Source organism: Rudanella paleaurantiibacter, assembly GCF_009184635.1.
GTDB lineage: Bacteria > Bacteroidota > Bacteroidia > Cytophagales > Spirosomataceae > Rudanella > Rudanella paleaurantiibacter.
Genome location: NZ_WELI01000005.1, coordinates 589,312 through 604,417 on the forward strand (window position 1 = coordinate 589,312; position 15,106 = coordinate 604,417).

The following is a 15,106-nucleotide window of genomic DNA, read 5'->3' on the forward strand; positions in this document are numbered from 1 at the left end:
TGTCAGTTTGCAGTTTGTTCAGCAATAACACGGAAAACCACAAACTGTAAACGATAACTTTTTAAAGTGACGGGTACGTTTGCTTCAGATACGACAGATAACGCCCGAAATTACTCCCAAACTGTTGCTCAAACTCCTGCCGGAACCGATTTTGCTGTTTTCGATACGTAAGGTATCCAACAAAATACGCATTGTTCGGTAGGTTTAGTTTGCTCCATCTCCGCTTTCTTCTAAGCGGTTGCTTGCTGAGGGTGTCAACCGACTGGACAATCTCCCCAATCATTGCCCACTTCCGTTCTTCTTTGACCTCTATCGGCGTAGCAGGTTTAAACGACCGGTATAAACTATCCAATTTTCTGGCTCCCCGCAGTACGTGTTCATCATACCGGTCAGAGAATGCCTTCGACTCCAGGTACTCGGTGTACTCTCGGCTGTTGCGGCCGTATCGATGCGCTAAAAACCGTAACGCACCGTACTCGCCCACAAAATCGGCCAAATTTTCATTGTACTCCAAACTATTCTTTACAAACAGCGTGCCGTGTGTAAGCTCATGAATAATCAACTCGGCCAGGCTACCGGGATCGCGCTCGGTCATGCTCGACAAGATCGGATCTTTTAAAAATCCTAATGTCGACCAGGCCGAAACCTCTCCCACTCGCGTATCATAACCGCTCCGTTTCAACTGGGTAACCGCCGAGTCGGCGCGCGCTCGTTCAAAAAATCCTTTGTACGAAAACGTACCCAAAATCGGGAAAGACCATTCTTTTGCCTTTAAGTCATACGGTGGTGCGGCCGTAATAACCCACAGAATCGGCTTGCCTCCCTGATCGTAATAGGTTGAATAGCTTTCCGACGGATTCAGACCAACCGAATCGAATGCAAAACGCTTGATTTCTTGTATAAGTTCTATTTTCCGCTTCACCGAATCGGGTACAGTGGGGTTAGCCAATACCGTTTCGACAGGCTCTGTATTGGCAATAATACGGAGCTGCCCCCGGGCCTGCATCCAGCCGTAGCTTACCAGTTCGTGCTGCCAGATACCTAAACCCAGCAGAACCGCGAGGGCAATGATTCCTATTTTTTTGACCATTTACGTGGAAATAGATACCCAAAAGTAAACGAAAACGCGGATGATTTCAGGCTCTATGCAAGTCCTGGCATCATCCGCGTACGTGTGTTTTTTTCTGAAGGAAACTCTATTTACGGTACTCCAAAATGCCCCCAACCAGGTTGCGAACATTCGTGAAACCGTTTTCTTCGAGCAGCTGCTGTGCCCGTGCACTCCGGGCACCCGAACGGCAATGTACAATCACTTCTTCGTCCTGCAATCCATCGAGTTCGTCCATCCGAAAAGGCAATTCACCCAGCGGAATCAGGGTTGCCCCGATGTTATCCTGCTCGTATTCGTTAGGCTCCCGAACGTCGAACAGGTTCAGTTTCTCGCCTTTTTCGAGCCGCCCTTTCAACTCCTGAACGGTAATATCCATAGTGGTACTGGTTTAAGTTGGGCTATTTAGATTTAGATAGTCGGCTAAACTCTGCGGAAAGTATTACTGGGTAACTACCACCCGCTGCACGTTAGTTCGTTGCCCGTCCGACAGTCGGAACAGGTACAGACCCGTGGGCAAGTTACGCAACTCGGCCGATTTCTGCCCTCCTGCTGGCACAATATCCTGCACGAACCGCCCACTCAGGTCGTACACTTGAATTCGGTTGAGCCGGGCATCGTCCCATTGAATAAGGCCCGTTGTTGGATTCGGATAAACTTGCAGAGCCGGCCGATTTTCATCGCCGGGAGTTCCGGTCACAACAGGGGTTAGCTCACCCCCCATAACCGCCCGTAGCATTAACGCACCCTGAATACCCCGCCCCGACGGGCCAGACAGGTTTCCTTCCCATTGCGCACCGGGGGCATTGCGGTAAAAAATCTGGTTACCAAACGGGCTATTTTTATCAATTCCCATACGCACCAGGGCGTTACTCTCGCTGCTGATTTGCTGCCAGCCCACGTAAATTGTGTCTCTAACCGGCACGCCCCGATCGAAGTTAAAGGCCACGAATCCGTTGCGGCTGGGGGCGTTCTGAATGGCAAATCCCTGCGTTTTCAGCTCGCGGCCCGGCCGGCCATTACTGTTTTCGTAGACGGTGACAATAAACCGCTGATTGGTCTGATCAATACCAAACGGCACCATTGATGCCAATACACCGGTCATCACATCAGGCTTGTTGAGCACAAACCGAACGGCCACCCGTTCGAGTCGGCCAATCTGCACAGCGTACTCGGCCGTACCATCGTCGTAGGCGTAGTAATTGTCCAAAACCGTAACTGACGAGATCGTATCATTCCGCCGGAGGTTGACCGTCGGGATAGAGGGGTTCTGATCGTCGGTGGTCAGAAAATCGAACTTATGCCGAAGTACCACCCGTTTGGCACTTTCTGCACCCGTTACAGGTGTCAGCCGAACGGACTTCCGTTGCGACGCCAATGATGGGACCAAATCAGGTGACGTCTGCTGAAACGTCTGTACTACCCGGCCCGTAACCAGATCAGTATTGGTAAACCGGAACGAGGTAAAGTTGAACAGGTTGAACTGATTGGTAATGTCGGTGCTAAGCGAATCGGCGGTTTCGGCGGCCGGATTCACCAGATACTGAGTCAACGGCATGGCCGTATATCGTTTCAGAAACGAGGGACCAATAGCCTGCCGGGTTGTGATATCTTTAATGAACCGGTCGGTGTTGGAACGCCCTTTGTTCAGAAACAGGTAGTCGATACTCCAGCTATCATACGGCCCCGACTGCCGCCCGAACGAGCGGAACCGGAACTGAAATGCCCCGTGCAGAAACCGGGCATCCCGAATGGGGACAAATGCCTGCGGAAAGTTTAAGTTTGGCTGCCCTCCTACCCGAAACCAGACCGTTTCCCAAACCCGGTTCGCGTTGAGGAACTCCAGCTTGAGCGAATCGCCGGGAACGGTGGTTCCGCCCCCCAGATCGGGCAAATCGCCCAGACCCTGAACCTGCCAGAAAAAACTCAGATACACCGAGTCGCGAGGGGCCAGGCCGGCGAGGTTGATGGGTTGTGATGTGAGCGTATCCGTGTACCCCTGCGCCAGCACGTTGCTCAGCTCATAGGGTTGTCCATTGGCCCGGAGCCCATCAAACGTAGCCACGTTGACCGATGGCTGGTTAATCGGCATGGTGTTATTGATGTACACCCCACTGCCCGGCACCCACAGGCGCGGGTCGGGCTGGCCACCTACCGGAATGGTCGAAAAATCATCAAAAAACGGAATGGCTAATGCCCCCCCCGACTGCGCTCGACCGCTCAGGGCAAGCAGCATCAGGCCTAAACAAACAAAGAAACCTCGCCCACCCCGCAAAGGGCCGGCAAGGTTTCGGAATATCGATAATACGATAGATGTCAACTGCATACCTACGGTGTGTCCTCTTGTTCGACCGGCCCCACGACCCAAAGGTCAACCGTTTCACCAACCCGAATTCGTTCTCCCCGGTTGGCTTCGGGTCGCTGCCGCACAATGGTGCCAACTTCTTTTTCGGGATCGTCAACGGAAATAATCGTGCCAATTTGCAGGTCAGACCCGCGAATCAGGGCCTTTGCCTCATCGAGGGGCATACCAACAACGTCGGGAACGCTAAAAATTGTATTACCCAACCCATCCCCAATATGCAGGTCAATTTTTGACCCTTTGGCGATGGGAGTGCCGGGGGCCACTTCGCGCCCGTTGAAAAACTGTTTGAGTACCGAATTTTTGGCTACATCGGGCACGTAGGTTTTCTGACCAACCTCAAGCCCCACCGACCGCAGCGACAGCTCGGCACTACGGAACGTCAGATCCGTCAGCTTGGGCATCGGAATTGTTGGGGCCGTTTGTTTAATGAGGGTGATGTAGATTTTGCGGCCCTCCTTCACTTTGGCCCCGGCTTTAGGATATTGACCATACACCGTGAGCGGCTCAGCACCGGCCACAAACGTACAGTCGCTCACCTCATACCGCAACTCACGGTCATCGAGATACGACTCCAGTTCGTCGAGGCTCATCCGCGACAGATCGGGCACTGTAATGGCCTGCCCATGATTGGTAGAATAAGGCAGGTACACAAAGAAAAAGCCTAAAAACAGGACGATGAACAGGGCAGCGATAATGCCAATATGAATCAGCAGGTCGGATTTATTACTGGTGCTGATTTTAGTCATTCGGTAGGGTGATTACGGGTTTGTAGTGATGGAAGGGTTAGCTTCTGACGTCCGACGCCGGGCAGGCAATCGTACCCCTTTAACTCCAAAGTACACAAATTTAGTGTTACACCCCGGCTCACCGATACCCGGCCAACATTTTTTTAATGTACTTCCCAACGATATCGAACTCCAGATTAACCCGGTCGCCAGCCCGCAGATCGCGGAAGGTGGTATGTTCGAAGGTGTAGGGGATGATGGTGACGCGGAAGGAATTCGCTTCGGAGTTAAACACCGTCAGGCTCACCCCATTGATGCAGATAGACCCTTTTTCGACGGTTACGTTTCCGTTATCGTCGGCATCGTATTCAAAATCGAACAGCCAGCTCCCATCCATATCCTGTACGTTGGTACACCGCCCCACCTGATCCACATGCCCCTGCACAATGTGGCCGTCGAAACGGCCGTTGGCGGGCATGCACCGCTCCAGATTGACCCGATGACCAACCTGCAAACCGCCCAGATTGGTTTTTTTGAGGGTTTCGTCGACGGCCGTCACGGTGTAGGCGTCTCCGCTTACGCTCGTTACCGTCAGGCAAACGCCATTGTGACTGACACTCTGATCAACTTTCAACTCGTGGGTGAGCGACGACTCAATAGTGAAGGTGAGGTTGGTTCCCTCAGCCTGAATAGCGGCAACGCGGCCGGTAGTTTCTACAATTCCCGTAAACATAAGTGAGTGTACAGTGTTTTTTATGCCTTCTGCCTCGATTCGTTCTCCTCTTTTTTTAACACCATGAACAGCGAACTACCAAACGGGGTTCGGGGCAGCACCGTCTCTTCGGTCCGCACCAGTGCGTAAAACAAGGTATTCAACCAGTTAGGGGGCAAATAAACATCGGAATGCGGCTGCTCGGCCGATTGCCAGCCCCGGCGCAACTGCCAATTTTGCCACTGCCGAACGGCCAGAATCAGGGGCGACAGCAACAGGCTCCAATAGGTCGTATACCGGGTATGCAGCCGGGAGCCGGGCAACAGCCGTTCGATATCAGCCTGCACAAACCGGCGGGTGCTACCCACCGCGAGGTCGTGCGACCCCCGAAATACATCGAACGCGTTGTTGTTAGTCACCAGCAAACCACCGGGTTTCACCCGCCGGGCCAGCTCACTAATGAGTTTACCCAGTTGTTCGTCGTTGAAATAGCAAAACACATCATCGCAGACCACCACATCGAAGGCTTCGGTCGAGGTTTCGGGTTGCCAGCCATCCAGGTAAAGCAGGTTTAACTGCTCTACGCGCAGACCGCGCTCGTGACAAAACGCCACCGCATCGGCCGACCCATCGAGACCCTGGGTCTGGGTGTAGCCCCGCTCGCGCAGATAGCTGAGTAAACCTCCCGTACCGCAACCGGCATCGAGAATTCGGAGGTCGTTCCGGGTTCCGTAGCGTTTCTGAATGGCGGCCAGCACGCGTCCGTGCAGGATTCGATACCACCAGAGCTGCTGCTCCACCCGAAACATTTTTTCGTATTCAGCTTTCTTATCAAACATGGTTGTGTTCAACTAAGTCCGTTTGCTCCCTCTTTTTCCTTCACCACAAACGGTTTAAGCCCACTTTGGGCTAAAAACAACTTCCCCAGATACTCGCTCATCACGGCCAGAAATACCATTTGTAGCCCCGTAAGCAACAGTACCACCCAGGCGACCACTACCCAGCCCGATACCAAAAACCACTGTAGGCTGCTTCCGAGCAACAACACCAGCCCTAACAACAGGCTCAGGCCAAATAACCCCAGCCCCAACCCGGCAAACAACCGGAGGGGTACCGTCGAAAAGCCAAACAGTACATTCAGAAACAAGGCCACCAGCTTACTCAGGGTGTAATTGGATGCCCCCGACTGACGCGGATGATGCGGCACCTCCACACTTGTTACGTTGCGCGTGACCCGAAAAATCAACGCATCGATGTACGGAAATGGCCCGGTATAACTCACTATTTCCTGCACAACCGGCCGATTAATCAGCTTAAAACTCGACAGGTACAGCGACTTAGGTTTGTCGAGCAGGTAGGTAGTCAGGTAATTGAGCAAGCTGCTACCCACGTTCCGAAACCAAGCGTGTTTTTTCTGGGCGTACCGGCTGTACACCACGTCGAAATGGCCCGACTGTGCCCTTTCGAGCAGGGTCAAAATGGCCTCGGGCGGATTCTGAAAGTCATCATCAATCAGCACGGCGTAATCGCCTTTGGCATAGGTGAGTCCGCACAATACAGCGTTGAACTCCCCAAAATTCCGCCGAAGCGACAGCCCCTGCACGTTGTTGTACCGATCGGCCAGCCGGTACACAACAGCCTCCGAATTGTCGCGGCTCCCATCGTTTACCAGTACGACCTCAAACGAAATCGCCGACAGACAATCCTGTAATTTTTCGACCAGCGGCTCCAGTGTTTCCTGACTGTTATAAACCGGAATAACTACGGATAATGTCATGGTTTAGGCGAAAGAAGGCATTTGGTTGATAGCCCGAACAACCTGCTCTACTTCTTCGTCAGTGAGCGTTGGGTTGAGCGGCAAACTAACAACTTCACGGTGCAACTGATCGGCAACGGGCAGCGAGAGGTGGGCCAGGTGCGCGTAGGCTTGCTGACGATGGGGCGGAATGGGATAATGAACGTCGGTTTGTATGCCCTCTTCGAGCAGGTACGCCCGCATGGCCTCCCGATTAGGGTGCCGCACCACAAACAAGTGCCAGCAGTCGTCGGCAAGCCGGTCAGCGGGGGGTAAAACCAAATCGGGATGCGTAATTCTGGTTAGATAATACGAGGCTATCTCCCGACGACGGGCATTGTCTGCGTCGAGAAAGTCGAGCTTACCCAGCAAAATAGCGGCCTGCATCTCATCGAGTCGCGAGTTATGGCCCGGCAAATCGTTCACGTATTTGCGTCCTGAGCCATAGTTTCGCCAATACCGCAGTTGCTCTGCCAGTTGGTCGTCGTCTGTTGTGATGGCCCCGGCATCGCCCAGGGCACCGAGATTTTTGGTCGGATAGAAGCTAAACCCAGCTGCGTGACCCAACGTACCAGCCATTTGGCCTTCGTAGCGGGCACCGTGTGCCTGTGCTGCATCTTCGAGCACCTTGAGCCCATAGCGGCTGGCTACCGCCCGGATACCTGCCATGTCGCAACACCGGCCGTACAGATGCACGGGCAAAATGGCGCGGGTTCGGTCGGTAATGGCAGCTTCGAGCCGATTGGGGTCAAGGTTGTACGTGCGTGGATCAGGTTCCACCAGCACGGGTCGGAGCCCGGCCTGTGTAACCGCCAGTAGTGAGGCAATGTAGGCATTGGAAGCCACGAGCACTTCGCTATCAGGCGGAAACGCCCAGGCCTTGAGTGTCAGCGTAAGGGCTTCGAGCCCATTGGCTACCCCAATGCAGTGCTTAGCCCCTGTATAACGGGCAAACGCCTGCTCAAAAGCGGTTCCTTCTGCACCCAGAATGTACCAGCCCGATAAAGCAACCCGTGAAGTAGCAGAAAGTATAGTTTCCCGATAGCGCTCGTTTAAACGTTTCAGATCCAGAAATGAAATCATGCAGGCACAGCAGCAAAACGCGAAGTCGGATACGGCTCGGCGATGTAATCGGCCTGATCGTACGGTTGGTTAGCGACAACAAGCAGTATGGCATCGTCGGAAAAATGATCCATCAGGTGCCAATCCTGAGGTTCCAGCACCAAACACTGATCGGGGCTGTCGAGATAATGAAATTTTTCGACCTGTCCATCATGCGAGTACACACGGCAGCTTCCGGCAAGGCAAACCAGCGCCCCCCAGGTTTTCACGTGCCGGTGTCCGGCCCGTTGTGCGTTGCCTGCACTATAGATGTAGAACACACGTTGGATGGTTCCGGGCAGCACATTCTCGAGGATCGTTAAATTTCCTTTTTCCGAAGAAAAGGTCTTAAGTTGATGGAGTTTTGCCATGTTTACCAATCATAGGGGTTATTATCAAGCTCGTTGGACAAATTTATCCGATATTTACTTAAAATTTAACCCCAGTCCCTCAATTCCAATTTGCGCATGAAATTTCCTACCGTGTTACGACTCAGCGTAATAGCAGTTTTGGCCGCAATCGCTTACTTTTTATTAAAACCAATATTGTTCAACGGTGACAATTCGAGCGCAAGCGGGTCAGTTAACGTAGCAGAATGGAACAAAGAGCTTACAAAAAGCCGGGAAAATAAAGATGAATTTTTTCGGACCGATAAAGAGTCTCCTCTGGAAGACAAAGCCTCTTTTAAGGGATTACTCTACTTTCCGGGCAATATTGAATACCGGGTTGAGGCCAGATTCGAACCTTTTGCCGACAAAACGCAACGCATTGTGATTCCCCTCTCTGATGGTTCGGAGGAAGTGTACGAGCAATCGGGGCACGCTGTGTTCAAGCTCCAGGGCGAGGTATGCCGGCTGCTGATTGTGAAACAGGGCGAAACGTATTCCATTTTATTCAAGGATGCGACCTCGGGCAAAACTACCTACGGCGGTGGCCGGTACATCGACTTGAAGGAAAGTGCGTTTCAGGGCAATGCGGTAACCATTGATTTCAACACCGCCTATCATCCTTACTGCGTCTACAACCACACATATGCCTGCCCGCTCCCACCCGCCGAAAACACCTTGCCGGTAGCGGTTGAAGCCGGCGAAAAACTCCCGGCCCAATAAGAAACACAATACTGAGGTATTGGGGCTTGTCAGGTCTATGCCGGCCCCAATACCTCATCCATTCCCTCCTTTCCTTCAACAGCTACTGCCCGGTTCCTGCCTGCACACAACTTGCGGTGTAAACCGAGGTAGCCGTGGGCACTACGTCGATAAACGATACCCCACGAGCACCCGTACTCCAGACCACCTCCTCGCCCGTTGGGCAGGCCGAGGCCGTTAATCGTACACTTTGGCCGGGGCAAATGGTCATCGTACTGGCGGTTATACGAATTGGAGCCAGCACCTGAAACTGGACAACAGGGCTATACACGTTTGCGCCGTACCGAATCCGAAGCGAATAGTTGGTCGACGCACTGAGCGAGCTGGGTATCGTGAATACAAGTTGTGTTGCATGGCTGCTCACAGCAGACACCGAAACTGGCGTTACGAAGCCTTCACCCGTCGGTACAATCTCGACCGTGTAACTACCCGCCGGGTCGAAAGCACATCCCCCACTCACGGATGCATACGTCAGCGTGACCGATTGCCCGGCCACCACGAGCGTCGCACTCTGCCCCGGTGCTGCAGCAAATGCAGGGTCTTGTAACATCGCGAACGCAATAGCCTGTACGGGTTGGACCGATCGACCATCATGCACAAGCAGTGTCGCCGAAAGCGGCCCAACTGCCCCTGTACTTACCGATGCGCTAAATGGAACAGCACTAAGCCCTGTTCCTGATACAACACCGCCTGTACTGGCGGTCAGCGTGTAGCTATACTGCGGGCTACTTGTGCCAATAGTTGCTGTGAACGTAGCCACTCCATTGGCACAAACGGTTCCATTCCCAATGGCTGGCCCCGTAATGGTCGGAGGGGTGGCTAATACGCTTATCACTACCCCACCAGACACCGAACGAGCCCCACCACTCCCGGTATTTCCCTGGTCATTGACAGTGATAGACACCGAGGCAACACCAATGTAGTTCGCCGTTAGCCTGAAGGTTAAGCCATTGAGTGCGTTATTGATACTGGCCAACGTTCCGGTGAAGATCATGGCAGCATCGGCTGTTCCATCACCAGCCGAAAACGTCAATCCATTGAGGGTTGCCAGTGAGAACGTCCCCTGGCTACTGTTCATGGTCATCTGCATAGCGCCACTGCCCACATCTTCATCATCGACCCGAATCAGTTGACTATTGCTGAATACCAGCAAGCCGTTTTCCTGCACAGTAAGGGTATTGGGCCGGGTTAGTACCGGGGCATCATTCACGGGGGTAACGGTCACAGCAACACTCGCCGAATTTGTGCAGCCATTCCCGTCTGTACCAGTAACACTATACGTCTGTGTAGTAGTCGCCAGAAACTGAGCGGAACCGCCGGCAATCGAGTTGGCAGGCACATTGGGGGAAAAGGTATAGGACAAAGCCCCACCGGCTACCAACGTCAGCGACTGGTCTTCGGCAATGGTTGCGCCCGGCAGGGCTACCAATGTCACATTGAGGCTACTTACTGTAACATTGACCGTACCAGACGCCGTTTCGCCCGGGATGTTTCCAACCGTCAACGAAACGGTACGAACCCCGGTGGCAGCCCCAACATTGATTGACTGCCCGAAGGCCAACGTGTTCGAAACACCAGTCACAGATGTCCCTCCGCTAATGCTCAGGGTAAAGTTGTACGGGGCACTCAGTCCCGATACGTTGGCGGTTACGGTAATGGCCTTGTTTGGGCACACGCCCACGGTAGGCACTTGCAAATTGACCAATGAAACGGGCGGTGCCGAGGTGTAGACCGACCCAACGGACCCCACGGTCACAAATCGACCTCCGCCATAGGCAACGCCATACAGAGTCGGCAATCCCCCCGAACCAATACTCCGGCTTGTCCAACCGCCCGTCAGCGTAGTACTCGTGTACAGCAGCCCATCCGAGCCAACCACTACATAGGTGCCAGCCCCTTCTGTTATGTCCCAAAACTGAGCGCTGGGTACCGTCAGGGGCGTACTGAAATTGATACCATCGGCCGAAGTCTGTACAAATGCATTGAACAGACTAATTACCCGCCCAACCAGTACGAACGACTCATTGAGAATGGCATTCGGAAAAACCAATCCTCCATTCGTTGGGAACTGCTGCCAGTTGACTGCATCGAACGATTCATACCGAAGCAGGGTCGTACCATTATCACCGTAAATAATGTAGCGCCCACCCACGAACCCCACAACATCGAGCGATACGCCAGGGTAAGGGAAAGCCTGACGGGCCCAGATTGGCGAAGACCGATACACAAACCCTTGGTTATCGGTGGCCACAAACTGATTGTTACCAAAGGCAACTTTAAGCAATCGGGCACTGGGTGTCGTGGCAAAAGACACACTGGAGAGCGTAAAACCAGTACCCGATGACGATTCCATGATGACCACCCCCTGACTATTTCGTCCCACGGCGACAAACCGGTTGTTACCATACGCTACCGCCAACAACTCGATAGATTGATCGGCCAGTAGCGAAACCGTCCAGTTAACCCCATCGGTCGACCGGGCCGTAACCCCCGCACCTACCGCGACAAACACCCCATCTCCGTACACAACATCCCGAAAATTATTGGTTGTCCCCGACGACCGGGCGGTCCACGTTTGTTGCGCCCATACCGGCACCAAAAGGGCACACCATACTAACACAGACAATATACCTTTTCGTAAGGTAGAGTTCTCCATAAAAATCAGATTTGTGTAACTCTCGAAGTATAGTAAAATACCCAATACTGGGAGAAATTATCCTGACATACGGTTAGTTTTTCCCATCACAGACCGTTCGGGCAACTGCTTTCTTCCCACTTTCGCCCCTTCTTCCTACTTTTGCATTTTGCCCCCAAAAGAGCGCATGACTATATCGTATAAATGGTTGCAGCAGTTCATCGAACTGACTGAAGACCCCGAGCAGGTTGGCAAAATGCTGACCAGTACGGGTCTGGAAGTAGAAGGAATTGAACGAGTCGAAGCCGTCAAAGGTGGTCTGGAAGGCGTAGTGATTGGTGAAGTGCTCACCTGCGAGCGTCACCCCGACGCCGATAAACTAAGTCTGACTACGGTTGACGCAGGCACTGGCACTCCCCTCAACATTGTGTGCGGAGCGCCCAATGTGGCGGCTGGTCAGCGGGTGGTAGTGGCCCTCGTAGGGGCTACGCTGTACCCAACTAACCCCAATGGTGGCCCGGCCGAGCCTCTCACCATCAAGAAAGCCAAAATCAGAGGAGCAGCATCGGAAGGGATGATCTGTGCCGAGGACGAAATCGGTCTGGGTCATTCGCATGCCGGTATTCTGGTGCTCGACACGGATGTGCCCAACGGTACGCCCGCGGCCGAGTACTTTAAGCTTCAGCCCGATTATCAGATCGAAATTGGCCTGACGCCCAACCGAATCGATGCGGCCTCGCACATGGGTGTGGCCCGTGACCTGCACGCCCTCACCGGACGTTCTATCACGCTCCCATCCGTAGATGCATTCCGGGTCGATTCAACTGATTTCCCCCTCGATGTGCAGGTTGAAGCTACGGAGGCCTGCCCCCGTTACGCTGGTCTGACCATCAGCGGCCTGACTGTCCAGGAATCGCCCGACTGGCTGAAGCAGCGTCTGTTGAGCATCGGCCTGACGCCGATCAACAACGTGGTCGATGTGACCAACTTTGTTTGCCACGATCTGGGTCAACCCCTCCATGCCTTCGATGCCGATCAGATTGAAGGCGGTAAGGTGGTTGTAAAAACGCTGCCCGAAGGGACTCCGTTTGTTACCCTCGATGGCACCGAGCGCCAGCTGAAAGCCACCGATCTGATGATCTGCAACGGCAACCCCAACCCCGCCGAGGCCGGGATGTGCATTGCCGGGGTATTTGGCGGTAAGAAATCAGGCGTGAGCGAGCAGACAACCCGAATTTTTCTCGAATCAGCCCATTTCAGCGCGGCATCGGTTCGGCAGACGGTGCAGCACCACGACCTTCGCACCGATGCTTCGTTCCGGTTTGAGCGAGGTACCGATCCCAACCTACCGGTGTACGCCCTTCAGCGGGCGGCCCTGCTCATACAGGAGGTAGCCGGCGGGCAGATCAGCTCCGACATCGTCGATATTTACCCAACGCCCGTAGCGCCGTTCCGGGTGCCGGTTCGGTACCGTAACATCGACCGGTTGATCGGTATTCAGATTGACCGGGCCGAAATTGCCCGGATTCTGAACGCCCTCGACATTCAACTCGATGAAGTTGTGAGCGAGCCCGCCCCCAACGCCGGGTTTATAGCCGTTGTGCCCCCCTACCGGGTTGATGTGACGCGCGAAGCCGACGTGATTGAAGAAATTTTGCGGATCTATGGCGTCGATAATGTACCGCTCTCGGCTACTCTCCGCGCCGATTCTCTGTCTGAGTTCCCGACTATCGACGTCAATCAGCTTCAGGGACGGATTGGTGAAATACTGGCGGGCAATGGTTTTTACGAGATCATGTCGCTTTCGCTCACCCGCCCGGCCTATCACGATGCTATCCGATCGGCCCTACCCGGCGCCGACGTGACGTTGCTGAACCCACTCAGCGACGAGCTGTCGGTAATGCGGCAGACTCTGCTCTTTTCGGCGCTCGAAGCCATGGTGTATAACCTGAACCGGCGGCAGAAAGACCTTGCGTTTTTTGAGTTCGGGAAGGTGTACCACCAGAAAGAAACCACCGACCCACAAACGGGCGCAGCGGGCCGCAAGTACGTAGAAACCATGCGGCTGAGCCTGGCCATGGTGGGCAACCGACAGGCCGAAAGCTGGCAGCAAAAAACGCAGCCGGTTACGTTTCATGATCTGGCAGCCGCTGTGCAGCGGGTACTGAGCAGCCTGCGTGTGCGGTCGTTCGATAGTCAGCCAACCGATTCCCCCCTGTTCCAGTACGGGCTTACATACAGCGTGAACAAGAAACCCGTTGTGAGCCTGGGCCTGGTGAATCCCAAACTGACAAAGCTTGTCGATCTGAAACAGCCGGTATTTTATGCCGACTTTGACTGGCAGGCCCTGATGAAAGCGTATAGCGGCAAAGCCAAGTACGAAGAGGTGCCCCGTTTCCCCGATGTTCGGCGCGACCTGTCCCTTGTGCTCGACAAAGCCGTTACGTTTGATCAGATCAGCAAACTGGCGCATCAGACCGAGCGGAAACTGCTGCGGTCGGTGGGCGTATTCGACGTGTACGAGGGCGAGAACCTAGGTGCTGGCAAAAAATCGTACTCGGTTAGCTTCACGCTGCAAGATCCTACCCAAACGCTCAACGATGCGGTCATCGACAAAACGATGCAACGGCTTATGGGCGCTTTTGAGCGGGATCTGGGCGCTGTAATCCGGAAGTAAGTTGCCTTAAAGGAGCTGGGCTAGTGCCTGGCTCTCATTACCGATCCACCCCGGAGTCTCATGCATACTGAAGCGCAACTCAAACTTCTTTTCGACCGGTTGGAGCAAAAGATCACGTATCTACAGGATCATGCGAACCAACTGACTGTTCTTGTCGACCAGCTCGAACACGAAAAGAAAAGCCTTCAGAGTACGATTCAGGAACAACGGAACAGGATAAAAGAGTTAGAGAAAAAACCGGTAAGTGATAAACAAACCTTTACAAAATCAGCAAAAATTGGTAAGATTGTGAAGGATAATCTGGCCCCTACAGCCGATCACACCGAACTTAAACGAAAACTCGACGAGTACATTCGGGAAATTGAGCAACTAATTGCCCACTTGAGTACTTTGTCATAAACCAGAAAAGGCCCTGCCCGGTACACGCCCCTGCGCTCAGGAACGACGCCGTAGACAACGCCTGTAAAAGCGATGGAAGACCGTTTATCTATCCGCATCAAAGTTGCCGACAGAGAACTCAGGTTGAAATCGCAACCTGAAGAAGAATACTTTGTCCGTCAGGCTGCCGCCATGATCGCGGAACGAATCGATTTCTACCGGGCGAATGGATGGCATGATAATCAGGAGATTCTGAGCATGATTGCAATCGATTGCATCGTGGCCCGCTTGAAGGGCGATGAACAGGTGCAGCGTATGCAACGCATGGTATTTGACAAAATTACTCAGTTAGACCAGTCTATTTCACTGAATCTAACCCCCTAATGTCTTTAATCTGATCAGCAAGTCGGCTCTGCCCTAAACCCCGTAGCCGATGCCCGTACAAATACAGGCAAAACGCAT

At 53.5% G+C, this 15,106-nt stretch carries 14 protein-coding genes; 4 read left to right on the forward strand and 10 right to left on the reverse strand.

What is annotated here, in order from left to right:
• Nucleotides 1-61 precede the first annotated feature (61 nt).
• The 9 genes from F5984_RS14575 to F5984_RS14615 form a co-directional block, all read right to left on the reverse strand.
• On the reverse strand, nucleotides 62-1,090 hold the full coding sequence (locus F5984_RS14575) for an aminopeptidase (protein WP_152124962.1): 1,029 nt from the start codon (nucleotides 1,088-1,090) through the stop codon (nucleotides 62-64).
• 106 nt (nucleotides 1,091-1,196) lie between these two features.
• Nucleotides 1,197-1,487, reverse strand: a complete 291-nt coding sequence (locus F5984_RS14580; RefSeq protein WP_152124963.1) for a rhodanese-like domain-containing protein — start codon at nucleotides 1,485-1,487, stop codon at nucleotides 1,197-1,199.
• Between the two features lie 63 nt (nucleotides 1,488-1,550).
• Entirely contained in the window at nucleotides 1,551-3,344 is a 1,794-nt protein-coding gene (locus tag F5984_RS14585) for a T9SS type A sorting domain-containing protein (protein ID WP_246169013.1), read from the reverse strand.
• Nucleotides 3,345-3,436: 92 nt separating this feature from the next.
• Nucleotides 3,437-4,219 (reverse strand): PASTA domain-containing protein, encoded by a 783-nt coding sequence (locus F5984_RS14590; protein ID WP_152124964.1) that lies wholly within the window; start codon nucleotides 4,217-4,219, stop codon nucleotides 3,437-3,439.
• Nucleotides 4,220-4,337: 118 nt separating this feature from the next.
• Nucleotides 4,338-4,931 (reverse strand): riboflavin synthase, encoded by a 594-nt coding sequence (locus tag F5984_RS14595; protein ID WP_152124965.1) that lies wholly within the window; start codon nucleotides 4,929-4,931, stop codon nucleotides 4,338-4,340.
• 20 nt (nucleotides 4,932-4,951) lie between these two features.
• The gene (locus tag F5984_RS14600; protein ID WP_152124966.1) at nucleotides 4,952-5,749 is read right to left on the reverse strand and encodes a class I SAM-dependent DNA methyltransferase; all 798 of its coding nucleotides are present in this window, start codon (nucleotides 5,747-5,749) and stop codon (nucleotides 4,952-4,954) included.
• An 8-nt stretch (nucleotides 5,750-5,757) separates the two neighbouring features.
• On the reverse strand, nucleotides 5,758-6,687 hold the full coding sequence (locus tag F5984_RS14605) for a glycosyltransferase family 2 protein (RefSeq protein WP_152124967.1): 930 nt from the start codon (nucleotides 6,685-6,687) through the stop codon (nucleotides 5,758-5,760).
• Nucleotides 6,688-6,690: 3 nt separating this feature from the next.
• Entirely contained in the window at nucleotides 6,691-7,788 is a 1,098-nt protein-coding gene (locus F5984_RS14610; RefSeq protein WP_152124968.1) for a DegT/DnrJ/EryC1/StrS family aminotransferase, read from the reverse strand.
• Entirely contained in the window at nucleotides 7,785-8,177 is a 393-nt protein-coding gene (locus tag F5984_RS14615; RefSeq protein WP_152124969.1) for a sugar 3,4-ketoisomerase, read from the reverse strand. The genes F5984_RS14610 and F5984_RS14615 overlap by 4 nt, the downstream gene beginning before the upstream one ends.
• Nucleotides 8,178-8,273: 96 nt before the next feature.
• Here F5984_RS14615 and F5984_RS14620 point away from each other — a divergent pair, with 96 nt between their 5' ends.
• Nucleotides 8,274-8,915, forward strand: a complete 642-nt coding sequence (locus F5984_RS14620) for a DUF1684 domain-containing protein (RefSeq protein WP_246169015.1) — start codon at nucleotides 8,274-8,276, stop codon at nucleotides 8,913-8,915.
• Nucleotides 8,916-8,997: 82 nt separating this feature from the next.
• Here F5984_RS14620 and F5984_RS14625 read toward each other — a convergent pair whose 3' ends face one another.
• The gene (locus tag F5984_RS14625) at nucleotides 8,998-11,610 is read right to left on the reverse strand and encodes an Ig-like domain-containing protein (protein ID WP_152124970.1); all 2,613 of its coding nucleotides are present in this window, start codon (nucleotides 11,608-11,610) and stop codon (nucleotides 8,998-9,000) included.
• Between the two features lie 166 nt (nucleotides 11,611-11,776).
• Here F5984_RS14625 and pheT point away from each other — a divergent pair, with 166 nt between their 5' ends.
• The 3 genes from pheT to F5984_RS14640 all read left to right on the forward strand — a co-directional run bounded on the left by pheT (nucleotide 11,777) and on the right by F5984_RS14640 (nucleotide 15,028).
• Nucleotides 11,777-14,266: a phenylalanine--tRNA ligase subunit beta gene (gene pheT / locus F5984_RS14630; protein WP_152124971.1), complete on the forward strand. Its 2,490-nt coding sequence runs from the start codon at nucleotides 11,777-11,779 to the stop codon at nucleotides 14,264-14,266.
• Nucleotides 14,267-14,326: 60 nt separating this feature from the next.
• Nucleotides 14,327-14,665, forward strand: a complete 339-nt coding sequence (locus tag F5984_RS14635) for a hypothetical protein (protein WP_152124972.1) — start codon at nucleotides 14,327-14,329, stop codon at nucleotides 14,663-14,665.
• A gap of 72 nt (nucleotides 14,666-14,737) precedes the next feature.
• Entirely contained in the window at nucleotides 14,738-15,028 is a 291-nt protein-coding gene (locus F5984_RS14640) for a cell division protein ZapA (RefSeq protein ID WP_019990767.1), read from the forward strand.
• The last annotated feature ends 78 nt before the right edge of the window (nucleotides 15,029-15,106 follow it).